Origin of the sequence: Sinorhizobium sp. 6-70, assembly GCF_030124375.1 — a bacterium.
In the GTDB taxonomy this organism is placed as follows: Bacteria; Pseudomonadota; Alphaproteobacteria; order Rhizobiales; family Rhizobiaceae; genus Sinorhizobium.
The window spans coordinates 81,556-102,652 of the sequence record NZ_JASKLS010000017.1 but is presented as its reverse complement, the minus strand read 5'-3'; the positions used below and the strand labels follow the sequence as shown (position 1 = coordinate 102,652).

General features: G+C 63.3%; 14 protein-coding genes. 10 read left to right on the top strand and 4 right to left on the bottom strand.

Translation table 11 applies throughout. The features are described 5' to 3' along the window. Window positions 1-244 precede the first annotated feature (244 nt). The 7 genes from QN222_RS25895 (at window position 245) to QN222_RS25865 (ending at window position 11,392) form a co-directional block, all read left to right on the top strand. Complete coding sequence (locus QN222_RS25895) at window positions 245-1,642, top strand: CmpA/NrtA family ABC transporter substrate-binding protein (protein WP_283963557.1); 1,398 nt, start codon at window positions 245-247, stop codon at window positions 1,640-1,642. Window positions 1,643-1,714: 72 nt separating this feature from the next. After that, on the top strand, window positions 1,715-2,788 hold the full coding sequence (locus QN222_RS25890; RefSeq protein ID WP_283963558.1) for an ABC transporter permease: 1,074 nt from the start codon (window positions 1,715-1,717) through the stop codon (window positions 2,786-2,788). A 9-nt stretch (window positions 2,789-2,797) separates the two neighbouring features. Further along, the gene (locus QN222_RS25885) at window positions 2,798-4,561 is read left to right on the top strand and encodes a nitrate ABC transporter ATP-binding protein (RefSeq protein WP_283963559.1); all 1,764 of its coding nucleotides are present in this window, start codon (window positions 2,798-2,800) and stop codon (window positions 4,559-4,561) included. Window positions 4,562-4,565: 4 nt separating this feature from the next. Then, complete coding sequence (gene nirB, locus QN222_RS25880) at window positions 4,566-7,016, top strand: nitrite reductase large subunit NirB (protein WP_283963560.1); 2,451 nt, start codon at window positions 4,566-4,568, stop codon at window positions 7,014-7,016. A gap of 4 nt (window positions 7,017-7,020) precedes the next feature. Next, entirely contained in the window at window positions 7,021-7,356 is a 336-nt protein-coding gene (gene nirD, locus QN222_RS25875) for a nitrite reductase small subunit NirD (RefSeq protein WP_283963561.1), read from the top strand. Between the two features lie 237 nt (window positions 7,357-7,593). Continuing rightward, the gene (locus QN222_RS25870) at window positions 7,594-10,251 is read left to right on the top strand and encodes a nitrate reductase (RefSeq protein WP_283963562.1); all 2,658 of its coding nucleotides are present in this window, start codon (window positions 7,594-7,596) and stop codon (window positions 10,249-10,251) included. After that, on the top strand, window positions 10,223-11,392 hold the full coding sequence (locus QN222_RS25865; RefSeq protein WP_283963563.1) for a siroheme synthase: 1,170 nt from the start codon (window positions 10,223-10,225) through the stop codon (window positions 11,390-11,392). Before QN222_RS25870 ends, QN222_RS25865 begins: the two co-directional genes overlap by 29 nt. Window positions 11,393-11,426: 34 nt before the next feature. Here the strand turns inward: QN222_RS25865 and QN222_RS25860 are convergent, their stop codons facing one another. The 3 genes from QN222_RS25860 to QN222_RS25850 all read right to left on the bottom strand — a co-directional run bounded on the left by QN222_RS25860 (window position 11,427) and on the right by QN222_RS25850 (window position 17,051). Beyond that, window positions 11,427-14,588, bottom strand: a complete 3,162-nt coding sequence (locus QN222_RS25860) for an efflux RND transporter permease subunit (RefSeq protein WP_283963564.1) — start codon at window positions 14,586-14,588, stop codon at window positions 11,427-11,429. Between the two features lie 93 nt (window positions 14,589-14,681). Next, window positions 14,682-15,887 carry an efflux RND transporter periplasmic adaptor subunit gene (locus QN222_RS25855; RefSeq protein ID WP_283963565.1) on the bottom strand — a complete coding sequence of 402 codons (1,206 nt, stop codon included), beginning with the start codon at window positions 15,885-15,887 and terminating at the stop codon, window positions 14,682-14,684. Window positions 15,888-16,571: 684 nt separating this feature from the next. Then, entirely contained in the window at window positions 16,572-17,051 is a 480-nt protein-coding gene (locus QN222_RS25850; protein WP_283963566.1) for an NUDIX domain-containing protein, read from the bottom strand. Window positions 17,052-17,160: 109 nt separating this feature from the next. Here QN222_RS25850 and QN222_RS25845 point away from each other — a divergent pair, with 109 nt between their 5' ends. After that, a complete protein-coding gene (locus QN222_RS25845) occupies window positions 17,161-18,144 on the top strand; it encodes a zinc-dependent alcohol dehydrogenase family protein (protein ID WP_283963567.1) in 984 nt (327 codons plus the stop codon). On the opposite strand, the gene QN222_RS25840 is transcribed toward QN222_RS25845, so the two are convergent. Then, window positions 18,141-18,809 (bottom strand): TetR/AcrR family transcriptional regulator, encoded by a 669-nt coding sequence (locus QN222_RS25840; protein WP_283963575.1) that lies wholly within the window; start codon window positions 18,807-18,809, stop codon window positions 18,141-18,143. The two genes, QN222_RS25845 and QN222_RS25840, sit on opposite strands and share 4 nt — an antisense overlap. Window positions 18,810-19,193: 384 nt before the next feature. Here QN222_RS25840 and QN222_RS25835 point away from each other — a divergent pair, with 384 nt between their 5' ends. Then, window positions 19,194-19,757: a TRAP transporter small permease gene (locus QN222_RS25835; protein ID WP_283963568.1), complete on the top strand. Its 564-nt coding sequence runs from the start codon at window positions 19,194-19,196 to the stop codon at window positions 19,755-19,757. A 10-nt stretch (window positions 19,758-19,767) separates the two neighbouring features. Beyond that, window positions 19,768-21,048, top strand: a complete 1,281-nt coding sequence (locus QN222_RS25830) for a TRAP transporter large permease subunit (RefSeq protein ID WP_283963569.1) — start codon at window positions 19,768-19,770, stop codon at window positions 21,046-21,048. Window positions 21,049-21,097: the final 49 nt, after the last annotated feature.

Sequence of the window (21,097 nt, the reverse complement as noted above, 5' to 3'; positions counted from 1 at the left end):
ATCCTGAAAAATCACAAAAATTTACCCATCCACGAAACTGGCACGGTTCCTGCATTGAGGGAAGCGTAGGGCCGTCGGGTCCGCACGAAATAATCGGCGTCCAATGAAGGGCGCAGAAGGCAAGGCTGCCAAACCGGGAACGCGCTCTGAACGAGGCAGAGCGTTGGACTGTGGTTTGGCAGCCTTTTTCTTTTTGCACCGAACCGCAGGCGAACCTCCCATCGCCGGCACACAGGAGAAAAGCATGAACAGGCCTTCCACCGGAAAATTCGCGAAGTGTTCGCTCGCCGCCTTGGCTGCTGCACTCTATGTGGGCGCCGACTCTTTCGCATCTGCCGAAATGCTGGTGCCCGAGAAGGACGAGCTCAAGCTCGGCTTCATCAAGCTCACCGACATGGCGCCTCTCGCGATCGCCTATGAGAAGGGCTTCTTCGAGGAAGAGGGGCTGTTCGTCACGCTCGAACCACAGGCCAACTGGAAGGTGTTGCTCGATCGCGTGATCACCGGCGAACTGGACGGCGCGCACATGCTCGCCGGTCAGCCGCTCGCCGCCACGATCGGTTTCGGTACCAAGGCGCATATCGTGACGCCCTTCTCCATGGACCTGAACGGCAACGGCATCACCGTCTCGAACGACGTCTGGGCGATGATGAAGGAGAATATTCCGCTCGGCGACAACGGCAAACCGGTCCACCCCATCAAGGCCGACGCCCTGAAGCCTGTCGTGGACGCGTTCAAGGCCGAGGGCAAGCCGTTCAATCTCGGCATGGTGTTTCCGGTTTCCACCCACAACTACGAGCTTCGCTATTGGCTCGCTGCCGGCGGCATCCATCCGGGGTTCTATTCGCCGGAAAACGTCACAGGACAGATCAGGGCGGACGCGCTCCTGTCCGTGACGCCGCCGCCGCAGATGCCCTCCACGCTCGAAGCTGGCACGATCGTCGGCTACAGCGTGGGCGAGCCTTGGAACCAGGCAGCGGTCTTCAAGGGCATCGGCGTTCCGGTCGTGACCGACTACGAAATCTGGAAGAACAATCCGGAAAAAGTCTTCGGTCTGACCAAGGAATTCACCGAGAAATACCCGAACACGACGCTTGCGCTGACAAAGGCGCTCATTCGCGCTGCCAAATGGCTGGATGAGAACAACAACGCCAACAGGGCCGAGGCTGTCGAAATCCTGTCGCGTAGCGAATATGTCGGCGCCGACGCGGCCGTCATCGCAAATTCGATGACCGGCACCTTCGAATACGAGCGGGGCGACAAGCGCGACGTTCCCGACTTCAACGTCTTCTTCCGCCACAACGCCACCTATCCGTTCTACTCCGACGCCATCTGGTACCTGACGCAGATGCGCCGCTGGGGTCAGATTGCCGAGCACAAGGACGATGCCTGGTATGCGGAAACGGCAAAGTCCGTCTACCTGCCTGACATCTACATGAAAGCGGCGGGGATGCTGGTCGAAGAGGGCAAGGCCAAAACGGGCGACTTCCCCTTTGGCACCGACGGCTACAGGGCGCCGACCTCCGACTTCATCGATGGCGTCACCTTCGATGCCAAGGCGCCGAACGCCTACATCGACTCCCTCAAGATCGGGCTCAAGAACGAACAGACGATTTCCGGGTCGGATGTCGTCGGCGGCTGAACGTCGGGCCGGCGGCGCGAAACTCGAAGCTGCCGGCTCCTGGACCACAATTCCAACAGATGAGACAAATCCATGACTCAAGCGATCACCATGGCTGACCCTAAACTCGCGCGAAGAGAGCGCCTGTTTCAGCGGATCAATAAAGCCGCCGGCTGGCTCAATGTGCTTGGCCTCGGCTGGGTGACCCCGATCCTGCGCATGGCGGCTGGCGACAGTGTCGCCGAACAAATGTCCGAGATTCGCAAGGTGCTGCTGGTGCCGCTCGCCGGCATCCTGTGCTTCCTCGCCCTCTGGGGCTTTCTTGCCCCGAAGGTTCAAACCTCGCTTGGCGCCATTCCCGGCCCCGCCGCCGTCTTCGGCCAGGCCAACGTGCTCCTCCAGGATCATTTCGCGGAACGGAGCAAGGCAACTGCTTTCTATGCCCGCCAGGACGAACGCAACGCCAAGCTCGTAGCCGACGGCAAAGCCGACCTGGTGAAGCATCGGGCGTTCACCGGTAAGCCGACCTACATCGATCAGATCACGACATCGCTGATGACGGTCGGGCTTGGCTTCGTGATCGCGACGCTCGTCGCCGTGCCGCTCGGGATCGCTTCCGGTCTCTCCAAGACCATCAACGGCGCCATCAACCCGCTGATCCAGATCTTCAAGCCGGTCTCGCCGCTGGCCTGGCTGCCGATCGTCACCATGGTCGTCTCGGCACTTTATGCCGATCCGTCGAGCCTGCTGCCTAAGTCGCTGGTGATCTCGGCCGTTACCGTCACCCTCTGTTCGCTGTGGCCGACGCTCATCAACACCGCACTCGGCGTCGCCTCGATCGACAAGGATCTGGTGAATGTCGGCAAGGTCCTGCAGCTTTCGACCGCCACGACGATCCGCAAGCTGGTTCTGCCTTCCGCCCTTCCGTTGATCTTCACCGGGCTCAGGCTTTCGCTCGGCGTGGGCTGGATGGTGCTGATCGCGGCCGAGATGCTCGCGCAGAACCCCGGCCTCGGAAAGTTCGTCTGGGACGAGTTCCAGAACGGTTCCTCCGACTCGCTCGCCCGCATCATGGTCGCGGTGCTCACGATCGGCATCATCGGCTTCGTTCTGGACCGGGTCATGTACGCCCTCCAGTCCGCCTTCACCTTCTCGTCGAACCGGTAGGAGGCGCGCGTGGCAATTCTTCAACTGAGCGATGTCTCGAAGTCCTTCGGCGACGGCAAGTCGCGCAACGACGTCTTGTCGGCCGTAAACCTCAAGGTCGAGGAAGGCGAGTTCATTGCCATCGTCGGCTTTTCCGGCTCGGGAAAATCGACGCTGATTTCCCTCCTCGCCGGCCTCACGATGCCGGATCGCGGCGCGGTGCTCTTCCGCGACAAGGAAGTGTCAGGTCCAGGGCCGGAGCGCGGCGTCGTCTTCCAATCCTATTCGCTGATGCCCTGGCTCTCGGTCCGCGCCAATGTCGCCCTTGCCGTCGATGCAGTGCATTCCGGCAAGACCAAAGCCGAAAGGGCGAGCATCGTTCAGTACTATATCGAGATGGTCGGTCTCGCCCACGCGACGGAGCGCCGGCCTGCGGAGCTCTCGGGTGGCATGCGCCAGCGCGTGGCCGTGGCGAGGGCGCTGGCAATGCAGCCCGACGTGCTGCTGCTCGACGAGCCGCTCTCGGCACTCGACGCGCTCACCCGCTCGAAGCTGCAGGACGAATTCGCCGAGATCTCGTCGAAGGAAAAGAAGACCATCATCCTCATCACCAACGACGTTGACGAGGCGATCCTGCTTGCCGACAGGATCGTTCCCTTGACGCCCGGCCCGAATGCCTCGCTCGGGCCGAGCTTCGAGGTGAACCTGCCGCGCCCGCGCGACCGCGCGGAAATGAACTCGAACGCCGAGTTCATCCGTCTTCGCGGTGCCGTCACCGAATATCTGATGGATCTGGGCGCCGGACGAACGACGGCGGAAAGCGGCGCCGTCACCTTGCCCAACGTCGTGCCGATCACGCAGAAGCTTACCGCCACCAAGCTGCCGGACGCCTATGCCCGAAAGGCGCGTTCCGCGATCGAGAAGAGCTACGTCGAGTTTTTCGAGGTCCGCAAGGTCTATCCGACGCCGAAGGGCCCGCTGACGGTGGTCGACGGCTTCAGCCTCAAAATGAACAGGGGCGAATTCATCTCGATCATCGGCCATTCGGGATGCGGCAAGTCGACCGTCCTGTCGATGATGGCGGGCCTCAACCCGATCTCGTCCGGCGGCATCATCCTCGACGGACGGGAAATTTCGGGCGCCGGCCCGGATCGGGCGGTGGTTTTCCAGGCCCCCTCCCTGCTTCCATGGCTGACCGCCCGCGAAAACGTCGCGCTCGGCGTCGACCGGGTCTATCCCGACGCGACGCCGGCCGAGCGCCGCGACGTCGTCGAATATTACCTGCAGCGCGTCGGCCTCGGCGATGCGATGCATCGGCTTGCCGCGGACCTCTCGAACGGCATGAAGCAGCGCGTCGGCATCGCCCGGGCGTTCGCGCTGTCGCCGAAGCTGCTCCTATTAGACGAGCCCTTCGGCATGCTCGACAGCCTTACCCGCTGGGAGTTGCAGGAAGTTCTGATGGACGTGTGGAAGCGGACCCAGGTGACGGCGATCTGCGTCACGCACGACGTCGACGAGGCGATCCTGCTCGCTGACCGGGTGGTGATGATGTCGAACGGCCCGAACGCGCGGATCGGCAACATCATGGAAGTGAACCTGCCGCGGCCCCGCTCGCGCAAGGAGCTCCTGTCGCACCCCGACTACTATGCCTATCGCGAGGAACTCCTGGACTTCCTCGAGGCCTACGAAGGCGGCGCCAGCCCCGCTCCCGAGCATCTCGAAGCGATCCGGGCGAAGCGCGCTGCCCGAACGATGTTGTCCGCCCAGACCCTCAAGAAACAAGCCGCGGAGTAATGGAATGACCGAGAAACTGGTGATCGTTGGCAACGGCATGGCGCCGGGCCGCATGCTGGAAGAGCTCTTCGAGAAGGCACCCGGGCGCTACGAAGTAACGATCTTCAACGCCGAGCCGCGCGTCAATTACGACCGCATCATGCTCTCGCCGGTACTATCCGGCGAGAAGGAATACGAAGAAATCATCATCCATGGCGACGGATGGTACATCAAGCACGGCATCACCCTTTACAAGGGCCACAAGATCATCGCGATCGATCGCAATGCCAAGACGGTCACCTCCGACCATGGTGTGACGGAAAGCTACGACAAGCTGGTAATCGCCACCGGTTCCGTACCCTTCATCATTCCGGTGCCCGGCAAGGATTTGCGTGGCGTCATCACTTATCGCGATCTCGACGACGTGCAGGCGATGCTGCTTGCGGCGCAGTCGCGTGAAAAGGCTGTCGTCATCGGTGGCGGTCTGCTCGGCCTGGAAGCGGCTGCCGGACTCAAATCGCGCGGCATGGATGTCACCGTGCTGCACGTCATGCCGACACTGATGGAGCGCCAGCTCGACCCGGCCGCCGGTTACCTCTTGCAGAAGGCGGTCGAGGAGCGCGGCATCAAGGTCATCACCAAGGCAAATACCAAACGGATCGTCGGCGAGGAGAAGGTCGAGGGCATCGAACTCGACGATGGCCGGATCATCCCGGCGACACTGGTGGTGATGGCGGTCGGCATCAGGCCGAATGCCGGTCTCGCCAAGGAGGCTGGGCTCGCCGTCAACCGCGGTATCGTCGTCGACGCCGGCATGCAGACCTCCGACGGAGACATCATGGCGCTCGGCGAATGCGCCGAAGTCGACGGCATGGTCTACGGCCTGGTGGCGCCGCTCTACGAGATGGCGCGGGTCGCCGCACGCCATCTTGCCGGCGATCGCAGCGCCGCCTTCGCCCATTCCGACACGCCGACAAAGCTGAAGGTGACCGGGATCAACCTCTATTCGGTCGGCGATTTTGCTGATGGCGACGGCCGCGAGGAGATCGTGCTGCGCGACGCCACCGCCGGCATCTACAAGCGGCTGGTGCTCAAGGACAACCGCATCATTGGCACCGTGCTCTACGGTGAGACCGGGGATGGCGCCTGGTTCAACGATCTGTTGAAGCGCGGCACCGACATTACCGAAATGCGCGACACCCTGATTTTCGGCCAGGCCTATCAGGGAGGGTCCCCGCTGGACCCTATGGCGGCCGTTGCAGCCTTGCCGGATGATGCGGAAATCTGCGGCTGCAACGGCGTCTGCAAGGGCAAGATCGTCTCGACGATCACCGGAAAGGGTCTGACGTCGCTCGACGACGTGCGTGCCCACACCAAGGCTTCGGCCTCCTGCGGCTCGTGCACCGGCCTCGTCGAGCAGCTGATGTCGCTCACCCTCGGCGACGCTTACAATCCGGCCGCCGTGCAGCCGATGTGCGGCTGCACGGACCTCGGCCATGACGACGTCCGCCGGCTCATCAAGGCGAAGGGCCTGAAGACCATTCCGGCTGTCATGCAGGAGCTGGAGTGGAAGACCTCCTGCGGCTGCGCGAAATGCCGGCCGGCGCTCAATTACTACCTCGTCTGCGATTGGCCGGACGAGTATGCCGACGACTACCAGTCGCGCTTCATCAACGAACGCGTTCACGCCAACATCCAGAAGGATGGCACCTATTCCGTCGTGCCGCGCATGTGGGGCGGGGTCACCAATTCGAAGGAGCTGCGCGCCATCGCCGATGTCGTCGACAAGTTCGACGTCCCACTCGTCAAGGTCACGGGCGGCCAACGCATCGACCTACTTGGCATCCAGAAGGAAGACCTGCCGGCCGTCTGGGCCGATCTCGGCAAGGCCGGCTTCGTCTCGGGCCAGGCCTATGCCAAGGGCCTGAGGACGGTGAAGACCTGCGTCGGCTCCGATTGGTGCCGCTTCGGCACGCAGGATTCGACCGGGCTCGGCATTCGCATCGAGAGGTTCATGTGGGGTTCGTGGACTCCCGCCAAGGTGAAGATGGCCGTCTCCGGCTGTCCAAGGAACTGCGCGGAAGCGACCTGCAAGGACGTCGGCGTCATCTGCGTCGATTCCGGCTACGAGATCCATTTCGCCGGCGCGGCCGGACTCGACATCAAGGGCACCGAGGTGCTCGGCCTCGTCAGGACCGAGGACGAGGCGCTGGAGCACATCGTTGCCCTGACGCAGATGTATCGCGAGCAGGCCCGCTATCTCGAGCGCATCTACAAATGGGCAAAACGCATCGGCCTCGACGAGATCCGCCGCCAGATCATGGACGATGCAGACAAGCGCAAGGCCTATTTCGACCGCTTCGTCTTCAGCCAGAAATTCGCCCAGGTCGATCCCTGGTCGGAGCGTGTCTCCGGCAAGGACAAGCACGAGTTCCGGCCGATGGCGACGGTCGGCTTCAATCGGGCAGCGGAGTGAGGTGATGGAAATGGACTGGATCGCAATCGGCAATATTTCCGATATCCCTCTACGCGGCGCGCGCTGCGTAAGGACGCCGCAGGGCAAGATCGCCGTCTTCCGGACCGCCGAGAACGACGTCTTCGCGGTCGAGGACCACTGCCCGCACAAGGGCGGGCCGCTCAGCCAAGGGATCGTCCACGGCACTGCCGTGACCTGCCCGCTGCACAACTGGGTGATCTCGCTCGAAACCGGCAAGGCGCTCGGCGCCGACGAGGGCGAGGTCCGCACGATCCCCGTGAAAAACGACAACGGCGCGCTCTTCATCGCGCTCGAGAGCCTGATGATGGCGGCGGAGTAAATCGCATGGATGAATGCCTCCCCCGTTTTGTTCTGCTCAGCGTCGCTCCACACTCTTCCTCATCCCTGTGCTTGTCACAGGGATCCAGCAGCGCCGTGTCCACGGCGCGAAAGAGTCCTTTCACGCGAAAGACTTCGCGTGGCTGGATTCCTGTGACAAGCACAGGAATGACGGCGGAGAGGCTTGTGGGCACGGGCCATTCTCCAACGATGCGTCAACACCGGAGGCAAGCCCGTCATGCCCTCTGAAACGAAAACCACCTGCCCTTACTGCGGCGTCGGCTGCGGCGTCATCGCCCGCGTGGACGATGACGGCGCCGTCAGCGTCAAGGGCGATCCCGAGCATCCGGCCAATTTCGGCCGGCTCTGTTCCAAAGGCTCGGCACTTGCCGAAACCCTCGATCTCGACGGTCGCCTTCTCCATCCGGAGATTGGCGGCCGGCGCGCAGGCTGGGACGAAGCGCTTAGTCTTGTCGCCGACCGCTTCGCCCAAACCATTGCCAACCACGGCCCGGATTCGGTCGCCTTCTATGTCTCCGGCCAGTTGCTGACCGAGGACTATTACGTCGCCAACAAGCTGATGAAGGGTTTTATCGGTTCGGCCAACATTGACACGAACTCGCGCCTCTGCATGTCGTCCTCCGTTGCCGGTCACCGCCGCGCCTTCGGGTCCGACACGGTTCCGGGCGCCTACGAGGACCTCGAGCTTGCCGATCTCATCGTGCTCACCGGCTCCAACCTCGCCTGGTGCCACCCGGTGCTTTACCAGCGCCTTGCCGCGGCCAAGGTGAACCGCCCCGAGATGAAGGTCGTCGTCATCGATCCACGGCGCACGATGACCGCCGACATCGCCGATATGCATCTGGCGCTCGCTCCGGACAGCGACGTCGCGCTTTTCAACGGTCTGCTTGCCCATCTGGCGGTTAGCGGCGCCGTCGATCAAAACTATATCTCGGCGCACACAAACGGCTTCGCCGAGGCCTTTGCCGCCGCTTCCGCGCTTGATCTCGCGGAACTATCGGCCCTGACCGGACTGTCGCGGGCGCAATTGCTCGATTTCTTCCGCCTGTTCGAGACGACCGAGAAGGTCGTCACCTGTTACAGCCAGGGCGTCAACCAGTCGGCCTCCGGCACCGACAAGGTCAACGCCATCATCAACTGCCATCTTGCGACCGGGCGGATCGGCCGGCCGGGCATGGGCCCCTTCTCGCTGACCGGCCAGCCGAACGCGATGGGCGGGCGCGAGGTCGGCGGCCTCGCCAACATGCTCGCCGTCCATCTCGACATCGAAAAATCCGTTCACCGTGATCTCGTCCGGCGCTTTTGGGGCGCGCCCGCGGTCGCGAGCAAACCGGGCCTCAAGGCGGTAGACATGTTCCGCGCCGTCGCCGACGGACGGATCAAGGCGCTCTGGATCATGGCGACGAACCCCGTCGTTTCGATGCCCGACGCGGACGCGGTCGAGGCTGCGATCAAAGCCTGCCCCTTCGTCATCGTCTCCGACATCCTCAGGCAAACTGATACCGCGCGCCATGCCCACGTGCTTCTCCCCTCGCTCGGCTGGGGCGAGAAAGACGGCACGGTCACCAATTCCGAGCGGCGCATCTCCCGCCAGCGCGCCTTCCTCGACGCGCCCGGCGAGGCGCGCGCCGACTGGTGGCAACTGGCCGAGGTCGGCCGTCGCATGGGCTTTTCGCAAGGCTTCGACCATGCTTCCGCTGCCGAGGTCTTCGCCGAACACGCCGCCCTTTCCGGCTTCGAAAACGATGGCCGCCGCGATTTCGACATCGGCGCTCACGCAGCAATCGACAAGGCGGCTTATGACGATCTGAAGCCCTTCCAATGGCCGCAGCCGAAAGGCACGCAGCCCCGGGAGAGACGGTTTTTCGCCGAGGGCGGTTTCTATCACGCGGACGGACGCGCCAGCTTCGTCGCTGTCGATGCGTCACCCTCCAAGCGGGCAGACGAGCGCTATCCTTACACGCTCAATACGGGTCGGGTGCGCGATCATTGGCACACGATGACCCGTACAGGGAAGAGCGCGCGGCTCTCCGCCCATATCGCAGAACCATTTGCCGAAATTCATCCGCGCGATGCCGAGAAGCTTGCCGCCGCGGATGCCGATCTGGTGACGATCGAGAGCCCCTATGGACAAACGATCGTCCGCGCACTGCTTACCGAGCGCCAGGCGGAGGGAAGCCTGTTCGTACCAATGCACTGGAACGACCAGTTCGCCTCGAAGGGTCGTATCGACGCGCTGGTGCCGCCGATCACGGACCCCGTTTCCGGGCAGCCGGCGTCGAAGAACGTGGCGGTCAGGGCTGCCCGCTTCGCCGCCCGGGCCTATGGTTTTGCGGTTTCGACGGAGAAACCGCAGAGCCTCGATGCTGCTTACTGGGCACTCGCCAGGGCCGACGGCGGCTGGCGCCTGGAGCTTGCCTTCTCCGAGTCGCAAGCGGACTGGATCGGCTGGTGCCGGCGGGCCTTTTCCGTCCCGGCCGGTATCGAACCAATCGGCTATACCGATCGCCAGTCCGGCGAGCTCCGCCTCGCCTTTTTCGACGGCGACAGGCTTCTTGCCGCGCTGTTCCTCGCGTCCCGCCCAGTGGCGGTCGCCCGCAACTGGGCGGTCTCGCAGCTTCGCGCCTCGCATACCGACCTCGGCACGCGCTTCGCTGTCGCGGCGGGTCGTCCCGGCGCCGGCAGAGAGGACCCGGGCGCTACGGTCTGCTCCTGCTTCAGCGTCGGCGTCAATCAGATCACGGCCGCCATCCGGGACGGCTGCCACAGTGTCCAGGCGATCGGCGAGAGGCTTAGCGCCGGTACCAATTGCGGCTCCTGCCGCGCAGAGATCAGGGGGATCATCGATGGATGCCTTGCCGCTGCCGCTGAATGACCGGCCCGCAAAGCCGTCACCGCAGCGCGTCGCTCCGCTTGCCACCTTGCCGCTGTTTTGGACCTTGAAGAACAAGCGCGTCGTCGTCGCCGGCGGCAGCGACGCCGCCGCCTGGAAGGCCGAATTGCTGGCGGCTTGCGGCGCGGAGGTTCATCTCCATGTACCGCGCGCGGAACTGAGCGATGTCTTCCTCGCTCTCTTGAAGCGTGGCGCCACCCACGACAACGGCTGCCTCGTCCATCACGACGAGATCTGGCACCCCGGCGTCTTTTTCGGGGCCGCGATCGCGATCGCCGATTGCGATGGCGACGCAGAAGCGGAGGCATTTTTCAACGCGGCGCGTTCAGCCGGCGTTCCCGTCAATGTCATCGACAAGCCGGCCTTCTGCCAGTTCCAATTCGGCTCGATCGTCAATCGCTCGCCGGTCGTCGTATCGATCTCGACCGACGGCGCCGCGCCGATCCTGGCGCAAGCGATCCGCCGTCGGATCGAGGCCCTGCTGCCGCCGGCAATCAAGGGCTGGGCAACGATCGCGCAAGCGATCCGTGAAAGGGTCAACGCACGACTGAAGCCTGGCACGGAACGCCGCGCCTTCTGGGAGCGGTTCGTCGATCGCGCCTTCCTGGAGACACCGGAGGAGGGTGTCGAGACGCGGCTGATGGAGGATCTGGATTGCCTTTCCGCGACCCGCCCCGCCATCGGCCGCGTCACGATCGTCGGCGCGGGTCCGGGTGATGCCGAACTGCTGACGCTGAAGGCTATCCGTGCCTTGCAGGCCGCCGACGTCATTCTCTTCGACGAACCGATCTCGAACGAAGTGCTCGAACTTTCCCGCCGGGAAGCGAAGCGCCAGTTCGTCCGCCGGCCGAGCAGTCGGGCCTCAGATGACCGGGGCGATATCCATGATATCGTGGTTGAATTGGTCCTGGCAGGCAAGCGCGTGGTGCGCCTCAAATCCGGGGATGCCACCCACTCGATCGGAATGCTTGAGGAAATCCGGCGACTGGAAAGCGAAGGCATTCCCGTCGAGATCGTGCCGGGGGTAAGGCCGAACGCCATCAACCAAACGCGCAGGCACCAACCAAAATCGACGGGTTTGCCGATGCCGGCATTGCCGCCGGTTTGGCCAGCGCGGGCTTGAGTGCCGCACTTCCAATAGCGCCCGGTCACTGAGATCAGCCGTCAGATGGTTCGGCAGGGAAATGGTCATTGTGCTCGTGCGAAAGGTCGTATCGGCTCTGACCGAAATCGGCCATGCTTCTGTTGAACAGCCGCTTGGCGCGGACGGCGAGCTTTTCCATGTAGATGTAGATCACTGGCGTCACGAACAGCGTCAGCGGCTGTGAGACGAGCAAGCCGCCAACGACGGCGATACCAAGCGGCTGGCGAAGCTCGGCACTGGCGCCAGTGCCGAGCGCGATCGGAAGCGTGCCCATCAGCGCGGCGAGGGTCGTCATCATGATCGGACGGAACCGCATAAGGCAGGCCCGGTGTATCGCATCTTCAACCGCCAGGCCGCCACGTTGCAACGACAACGCAACATCGATCATCATGATTGCATTCTTTTTGACGATGCCGATCAGCATCAGCAACCCGATCACCGCAATGATCGACAGGTCGAAGCCGGAGAGGCTGATCGCGACGAGAGCGCCCGAGGCTGCCGAGGGTAGGCCGGACAGGATCGTCAGCGGATGGATGAAGCTTTCGTAGAGAATGCCGAGAACGATATAGATGGTGAGGATCGCTCCGAGGATGAGCCAGACCTGGTTGGACATCGCATCCTGGAAGAGCTGCGCCGTGCCGTAAAAGCGTGTCGTAACCTCCGACGGCATGCCGATTTCGGTCTTCAGACGGCTGATCTCGTCGACGCTGTCGCCCAGCGCCACGCCGGCCGGCAGGTTGTAGGAGATGGTGACGGCCGGCAATTGCCCGAGCTGGTTGACAGTGAGCGGCCCAGGAGACGTGTCGATGCGCGCAAATGCGCCGAGCGGCACCAGTGTGTTGGCGGCGGTGGGCACCTGCAGTTCGGCAAGCGCGGCCGCAGACCAGTTCTTCGCCGGATCAAGCTCCATGATCACCTCGTAGCTGTCACCGGAGGCGTAGATGGTCGAAATCTGCTCCGAGCCGAAGCCGCCATAAAGCGTCGAGCGCAGCACGTCCGCCGTGATGCCGAGTGCGGAGGCCTTGTCGCGGTCGATCACAAGCTCTGCCTGGGGCGCATTGTTCTGCAGATCGGAGTTCACATCGGTGAAGAAGGCGCGGTCCTGCCGCATCGCTTCCGTCAGCTTGTCCGCCCAGTCGTTCATCAAGCCTTGATCCAGACTCTGCACGACGAGTTGGTATTGGCTGGCGGAGCTGCGTGCCCCTACGGAGAGGTTCTGCACGGGCGTGATGTAGCTCTTGATACCGGCGATGTCGCCGAGTTGCGAACGCAGTTCGGAAAGGATCCTGGGCAATGCCGGTCGCTCTCTCGTCGGTTTCAATTCGACGAAGAGCCTTCCCGAATTCGAAGCCGAGGACCCGCCCGTGCCGACCGAGCTAGCCACGTGCGCGACATAGGGCGAACGCGCAAACACATCTTCGACCTTGGCCTGCAGCGCCGACATGGCGGCAAAGGAGATGTCCGGCCGCGCCTGCGTCGCCACCTGAAGTTGGCCGATATCCTCCTGCGGGAAGAAGCCCTTGGGGGTCGTCCTCACTTGGTAGACCGTCAGCCCGATAGTCACGAGGAACAGGATCAGGACAGCGAAGCGGTGGCGCATGCAGAGTGTCAGCAGACGCTCGTATCCGCTGAGCATCGCCTCGAAGCCGCGCTCGAGCAGCGCATCGAGCCCGTTCCTTTCCTCGTCACGCTTGCGCGCCTCCGGCAGGCGTGCGGCGAGCATGGGCGTCAGCGTCAGGGAGACGAATGCGGAGGCGAGAATTGCAATCGTGACGACCATTGCGAATTCGTTGAAGATCCGGCCGATAACGCCGCCCATCAGGAGCACCGGGATGAACACGGCGACAAGCGACAGCGAGATCGCGATGATGGTGAAGCCGATCTCGCGTGAAGCCGATATCGCCGCTTCGAAGGCGCGCTGTCCCGTCTTCGCCATGTGCCGGACGATGTTCTCCAGCATGACGATGGCGTCGTCCACCACGAGACCGACGGAGAGGGTCAGCGCCATCAGCGAGATATTGTCGACGGAGAAGCCGAAGAGATACATCACCGCGAAGGTGGCGATGATCGAGATCGGCACGGCAAAGGCCGGGATCAGCGTTGCCCATAGCCGACGCACGAAGAGGAAGATCACCAGGATCACCGACCCGATCGTGATGGCGAGGGTGAATTCCACATCGTGGACGGCGCCGCGCACCGACTGGGAGCGGTCGTTGAGCATCTCCAGCGACGCTGCCGCCGGCAGAGACTGGCGGAACGAGGGCAGCATCGCCTTCACCTTGTCGACCACGGCCACGGTATTCGCGTCCGGCTGGCGCTGGACGGCAAGGATGATCGCGCGCGAGCCGTCATGCCAGCTGGCGGTCTGAGTGTTCGCAACCGAGTCGATGACCTTGGTCACGTCGCCGAGCCGAACGGCCTTGCCGTCCGCGCTCTTGATGATCAGCCTGGAGAAGGCGGCGGCATTGTCGAGTTGCGTGTCGGCGACGATCGTCATCTGCCGCCCGGTCGACTGAACGGTGCCGAGCGGCGAATCGTCGTTTGCCGCCACGACGGCCGCCTTGAGAGCGTTAAGCGAAATGCCGCGGGCGGCGAGCGCGTCGGGATCGATCTCGATCCGGACGGCAAATTGCTGGCTGCCGAAGATCGACACTTCCGCGACGCCGTCGAGGGTCGACAGCGCCGGCGAGATCACCTGCTCGGCCAAGGCATCGAGCTTGGTGAGCGGCACCGTATCGCTCTTCAATGCGAGCAGCAGCACCGGCGCATCCGCCGGGTTCACCTTGCGAAAGCTTGGCGGCGAGGGCATGTCCTGCGGCAGTACACGCAGCGTTCGGGTAATGGCCGCCTGCACATCGGCGGCGGCGGCATCGATATCCCGGTTGAGCGCGAACTGGATGGATATTGACGTCGAACCAAGCGCGTTCGTCGTCGATATGTTGTCGATTCCGGCGATCGTGTCGAACTGCTTGATGAGCGGCGTTGCAACGGATGTCGCCATCGTCTCGGGGGATGCGCCGGGCAGGGTCGCGGAGACGTTGATCACCGGAAAATCGGTCCGCGGCAACGCGGCGACGGGAAGGACAGCGTAGGCGAAGAGACCTGCAGCGACGAGCGCCAACGACATCAGCAGCGTTGCGACGGGACGGCGAATGCAGAATTCGGAAATCGACATGATCGTTTTTCCTTGCCTTGCCTCCAAATCTTGTTCGGCCGTCGCGCCGCCCTCTTCCGGATCCTGCTTCTCAACGCGGATCACCTGCCCGGATCAGCGCTGCTCTGCGATCCGGGCCTTGTCGCCCGCCTTGAGATCGAGTTGTCCTTCCGTGACGACCTTGTCACCGGCCGCAAGGCCGGAACTGATCGCGGCGTCGCGCCCGTCATTCGCTGCGACGACCACGGGCCGGAGCTCCACTCTGTCGTCATCCGTCAGCCGATAGACGAAGTCACCTTTCTGGCCGGATTGGACCGCGACGGCCGGAATGACGGCCGTTTGGGGAAGGATCTTCTCCTCGACGTCGACATCAACATATTGGCCCGGCCAGAGCTTCTGCCCGCCGTTGTCGAATTTCGCGCGCATCATCACGGTCCCCGTTGCCGCATCCACGGCGGAATCGATGAAGTCGAGCACGCCCTCGCCGATCACCTCACCGGTGCCGGCCAGCCGGGCTTTAACCTGTGGTGGTGCTCCCGACTCGAGCCGAGCCTTGAAGCCTTGCAGATCCTTTTCCGGTAGATGGAATGCGACCTCGATCGGATCGATTGCGGTGATGGTGACCAGGCTCGCCGGCGACGCGCCGCTGGGCGTATCGACGAGATCGCCCACCGTGACCTGGATGGCGCCGAGCCGGCCGCTGATCGGCGCCCGGATCTTCGTGAAGGCGAGCGACACTTTGTCGGCCTCGACAGTCGCCTGGTCCGCGGCGACCGTGGCTTTGTCGGATTGTTCGGTCGACAACGCGGTATCATAGGACTGCTGCGTGCCACTCTTGTCGTCGCGCAACGTTCTCGCCCGATCGAGTTCGATCTCAGCATCGGCAAGCAGGGCGGTGTCCTTGGCCAGGATGGCTTCGTCGCGGCTGAGCTGTGCCTTGAAGGCGCGGTCGTCGAGCGAGAACAGGAGATCGTCCGCCTTGACCATCTGACCGTCCTTGACGTGGATGCCTGTGATCTGGCTCGATATGCGGGCGTTCACCGCCACCGTTTCCGGGGCCTGTACATTGGCGAAGGTGCTGATTATGACCGGGAGGTCCTCTTTCTTCACCTCCACGACCTGAACCGCCGCACCGCCGGCCCGGGCCGGAGCTTTCCCGACGGTCTTGCCAGACGATCCGCCGACCTGAGGTCCTGTGCTGGCGTCGGCGGCTGGGTTAACGCGCACCATCCCCGGAATTTTCGAAATAACGGGCGACACGGCGATGCCGGCCAGTGTCGATGCCAGAACGACCATTGCAATGGCAAGCCGGCTGGACATGCCGCACTCTCCCTGGATGGCTACCGTCGCCGACGATCTAGCGCCTGATGGAGCGGCAGCGCCACGAACCGTATCGCGCCGCCGGATCCCAATTGGCGGCGGTCCGCCGTCATGCGTAAGGTAGAGCCGCCATGCATTCGCGCACGCAATTATCCGCAGACGTTACTTGCAAATACTATTATCTAACCCGAGATAGATCTTCTTAAACTTTGTTCATTAACTAAATGTAATTTAGGTATACACCTACCTGGTGAACGTATTACAGCACACTGATCTGTATACGCGGGCCCTCCTGCCTGAATCGCAGTCTTTCGCTCCTTGGAAAGAACTGGGGGTATCAAAGCACAACGGCATTATCGGCTTGGAATCGTCGATATCGCCGATAATTGCGTCCGGGCAGGAACGGGTTACCCCGATGCCCACCGCGCCATCCATCTCGTGACGATCCGGACCCGGGGCGCATTTCAGCAACCAAACCTCGCGGGCGGCGATGTCGTAATCGAACTGCTGAGGCGCCCTGGAGGGCAGGAATAGTGCCATCAGGCAATTCCATCGATGCCGTGCACGATGCCATCCGGCGTCGATAGCGACAGGACCGAGCCGGCCTTCGTCAAAGGCGTACTGACCGTGCGGCCGCGGATTGACCACCAGCGCGCGCGCCGAATTGGCGTGCACTTGCTGAAGTCACTCGGGCAACGGCGGCGCGTTGCTACGCAATGTTTCAAGGTGATCGAGAAACGGCCGCTGGGACGCGTTTATCTTCTCCCGCGCCTCCGGCAGGCTAAACCATCCCGCACGATCGACCTCCGGAAAAGCCTGTGTCTTGCCGCTGCGCGGCGGCCATTCCATTTCGAACATATTGCTGCGGATATCGGTGATGTCGACATCGCTTTCGCCGGCGAAGGCGGTGACCAGCTTGCCGCCCTTCTGGCGCAGCTCGCCAAGGAGCTCCAACGCCCCGTTCATCGCGATGCCGGTTTCCTCGAGGAACTCGCGCCGTGCAGCCGCCTCCGGCTGTTCGTCCGAGTCATATTCCCCCTTCGGGATAGACCACGCCCCAGCATCCCTGTTGCTCCAGAACGGACCGCCGGGGTGGACAAGCAGGACACGCAACGCCTCGCCGTCGTACTGGTAGAGCAGGATGCCTGCGCTTCTCTTCGGCATTTGCGATCCTTTCGACGTCCGTCGCCCGAGAGGATATCATTGCTGAGCCGCATTTCGAACAGAGCGAGCGGCAATCGCGACCTTTGCAACTTCAAGGAGGCTAAAGCCGATGCGCGCGATGGTCCTTGAGAGGATCGGGGAACCGTTGAAAGCGGTGGAACGGCCGCTCCCGGAACCGCGTGCCGGTGAGATCCGGCTGCGCGTCGAGGCCTGCGCCGTCTGCCGCACCGATCTGCACGTGGTCGACGGCGACCTGCCGCGGCCGAAGCTGCCGCTCGTTCCGGGCCACGAGATCGTCGGCATCATCGAAGCGGTCGGCACCGGCGTCGATCCGGCACGCATCGGGCGGCGCGCCGGGATCCCTTGGCTCGGCCATACCTGCCAGCACTGCCTCTATTGCCGGTCGGGCGCCGAAAATCTTTGCGACGATCCGCTGTTCACCGGCTATACCCGCGACGGCGGCTTCGCCACCGATGTCATCGCGGATGCGGACTATGCGTTCGATCTCGATCCCGGCGGTGATCCGGTCGCGCTCGCGCCTCTTCTTTGCGCGGGGCTTATCGGCTGGCGCTCACTGAAGCGGGCCGGCGATGGCAGAAAGATCGGGATCTACGGCTTCGGCGCAGCCGCGCATATCATCGCCCAGATCTGTGTCTGGCAGGGCCGGCAGGTCTACGCCTTCACCCGACCGGACGATAGGGCGGCGCGGCGCTTCGCCCTCGACCTCGGCGCTGTCTGGGCCGGCGGTTCGGACGAGCCGCCGCCGGAGCCGCTCGACGCCGCGATCATCTTCGCACCGGTCGGAAACCTCGTGCCGGCGGCGCTGAAAGCAGTGCGCAAGGGCGGCCGTGTGGTCTGCGGCGGCATCCACATGAGCGATATTCCCGCCATGCCCTATGCCGTGCTTTGGGGCGAACGCGAACTGGTTTCGGTCGCCAACCTCACCCGCCGGGATGGCCGCGAGTTTTTCGCAATCGCCGCGGAAGCCGGCGTCGAGACGCACACCGTCATCTATCCCCTTCATGAAGCCAACCGTGCCCTTGCCGACCTTCGCGCCGGCAGACTCAGCGGAGCCGCCGTCCTCGTTCCTTAACCGGGCGGAGTGATCGGCCCACCTTCCGGCGATTTCAGGTAACTGATGACTGCATCGGCAATCATCGTGCGATGTCGTTCGATCGTCGCCTCTTCCGAGAGATCACGGCGGAAGATCGTGCCGAACGTGTAGCGGTTCGAGACGCGAAAGAAGCAGAAGGCGCTGATCAGCATGTGGACGTCGATCGGGTCGGCCTTGCGGCGAAAGGTTCCATCGGCGAGACCGCGCGCGATGATGGCCTCTATCATCTGAATGACCGAGACATTGAGTTCGCGGATCGCTTCCGATCGCAGCATGTGCGCCGCGTGGTGAATATTTTCGATGCTGACCAGACGGACGAAATCCGGGTTGGTTTCGTCGTGGTCGAAGGTTGTCTCGATCAATGTTCTGAGCGCCTTTTCCGGCGGCAGGTTGGCGAGTTCGAGATCGGCCTCGAGCGTGCGGATCCTGCGATAGGAGCGCTCGAGCACGGCGAGGTAGAGCCCCTCCTTGCTGCCGAAATAGTAATAGATCATCCGCTTCGACGTGCGCGTGCGCTCGGCGATCGCATCCACCCGCGCGCCGGCCAACCCGTGCGTCGAAAACTCTTCGGTCGCTACCGCAAGGATATCCTCCTGCGTTCTCTGCGGGTCGTTCTTTCTGCCGTTCCCCTGCCGCTCCGCCATTTCCGCACTGCTTCCCGGCCCGACAGGCCATTGAATCATCATGCCTATTTCTTGCGGGCTCGACGCGCCTCGATGAATGCCCGAGACGCCTCGTCTCGCGATCCGAGACTGCCTGCCTCGTCGAAAACCATCTGCGATTTTCGACCCGAAGCTGTGTCCCGCAAGAGCAATGGCTCAAGTCATATTCACGTTATCATCCTCTTTCAATAGCACGACGCTTGACATTCGAACTAGTTAGTACATTTTATAACTCCACTGCCGAACGGCGCTGAGGAGCGCGGGGGCGGCCGCCGGCTAACCGCCGCGCGTTGGAAGGAGGAGGCCTGCCACTGGCGCGTCGTCGCGACGTGCCGCCGGTACGCCCTATCGCTTTGGGAGGAGCGAATGGCCCGCATCATCGATTTCTATTTCTTCGCGCTGAAGGTGACGATCGCGCTGCTGCTCGCCGGCATGGTCGTGCTTGTCTTCGGCAACGTCGTCCTGCGCTACGCCTTCAACCAGGGGATCACGGTTTCCGAGGAGCTGTCGCGGATGTTCTTCGTCTGGCTCACCTTTCTCGGCGCCGTCGTTGCCATGCGCGAGCATGGTCATCTTGGCGTGGACTCCCTCATCAAGCGCTTGCCGCCGTCTGCGGCAAGGGCGGCCGTGCTTTGCGGCCATGCGCTGATGCTCTATGCCACATGGCTGGTGATCAGCGGCAGCTGGACGCAGACGCTGATCAACCTCCATGTCGGCGCGCCGGCGACCGGCATTCCGATGGCCTTCTTCTATGGCGCCGGTCTCGCCTTCGGCATCCCGGCCTTCCTGATCCTTCTTTCCGACGCCTTCGCGATCGCGACCGGCCGTATCGACGTGACGACGGCCGACCTCGTGCGCGAGAGCGAGGATGAGGCAGCCCTCGGCGATCTGCCCGAGCCCGTGCTCGGGCAGCTCTCGCCGAAGCATTGAGGAGGCGGCGATGACGGTCACCATCTTTCTCGGCGCGCTTCTCGGACCCATGGCACTCGGCGTGCCGATCGCCTTCGCCCTTATCCTGAGCGGCGTGGCGCTGATGCTCTACCTCGGGCTGTTCGACGCCCAGATCGTCGCCCAGAACGTCTTGAACGGCGCCGACAGCTTCCCGCTGATGGCTGTTCCCTTCTTCCTGCTCGCCGGCGAGGTGATGAACACCGGCGGCCTTTCCCGCCGCATCGTCGCGCTGGCAATGGCGATGGTCGGGCATATCCGCGGCGGGCTCGGATTCGTCGCGATCTTCGCAGCCTGCATCCTTTCGAGCCTCTCGGGCTCTGCCGTCGCCGACGCGGCCGCGCTTGGCGCCCTCCTGTTGCCGATGATGCTGAAAAGCGGCCACGATCCGGCGCGCGCCGGCGGGCTGATCGCGTCCGCCTCGATCATCGGCCCGATCATTCCGCCGTCGATCGGCTTCATCCTCTACGGCGTGGTTGGCGGCGTCTCGATCACCAAGCTCTTCCTCGCCGGCATCTTCCCCGGGCTGATGATCGCCGCCGCGCTCTGCGTCACCTGGCTCATCGTTGCCCGCAAGGAGCAGTTCGAACTGCCGCCGAGGGAGAGCGGCGCGGTGCGCCTCAAGGCCTTCGTCGACAGTTTCTGGGCGCTCATGCTGCCGGTGATCATCATCGTCGGGCTGAAGTTCGGCGTCTTCACCCCGACGGAAGCGGGCGTGGTGGCGGCCGTCTACTCGCTCTTCGTCTCGATGGTGATCTATCGCGAACTGCCGCCGGCTCAGCTCTTCCACGTCTTCGTCGCGGCCGCGAAAATCACCGCCGTCGTCATGTTCCTGGTCGCCTGCGCAGCGGTCTCGGCCTGGTTGATCACCGTCGCCGACGTGCCCGGCGCGCTCGCCGCGCTCGTCGAGCCGCTGATGGGCAACCAGACCGCCCTGCTCGTGGCGATCATGGTTCTGATCGTCGTCGTCGGCACCGCCATGGACATGACGCCCACTATCCTGATCATGACGCCGGTGCTGATGCCGGTCATCAAGCAGGCCGGCATCGATCCGGTCTATTTCGGCGTGCTCTTCATCATCAACAATTCGATCGGCCTCATCACCCCGCCCGTCGGCACCGTCCTGAACGTCATCTGCGGCGTCTCGAAACTGTCGATGGAAGAGCTGATGAAGGGCGTCATGCCGTTCATGATCGCCGAACTGATCGTCCTCTTCCTGCTCGTCCTCTTCCCCGGGCTGGTGACCGTTCCGGTCTCCTGGTTCGGGCACTGACGGGCATGGCTTCACGCACTGTCAACACGGCCGGCCCGAACACCGGCCC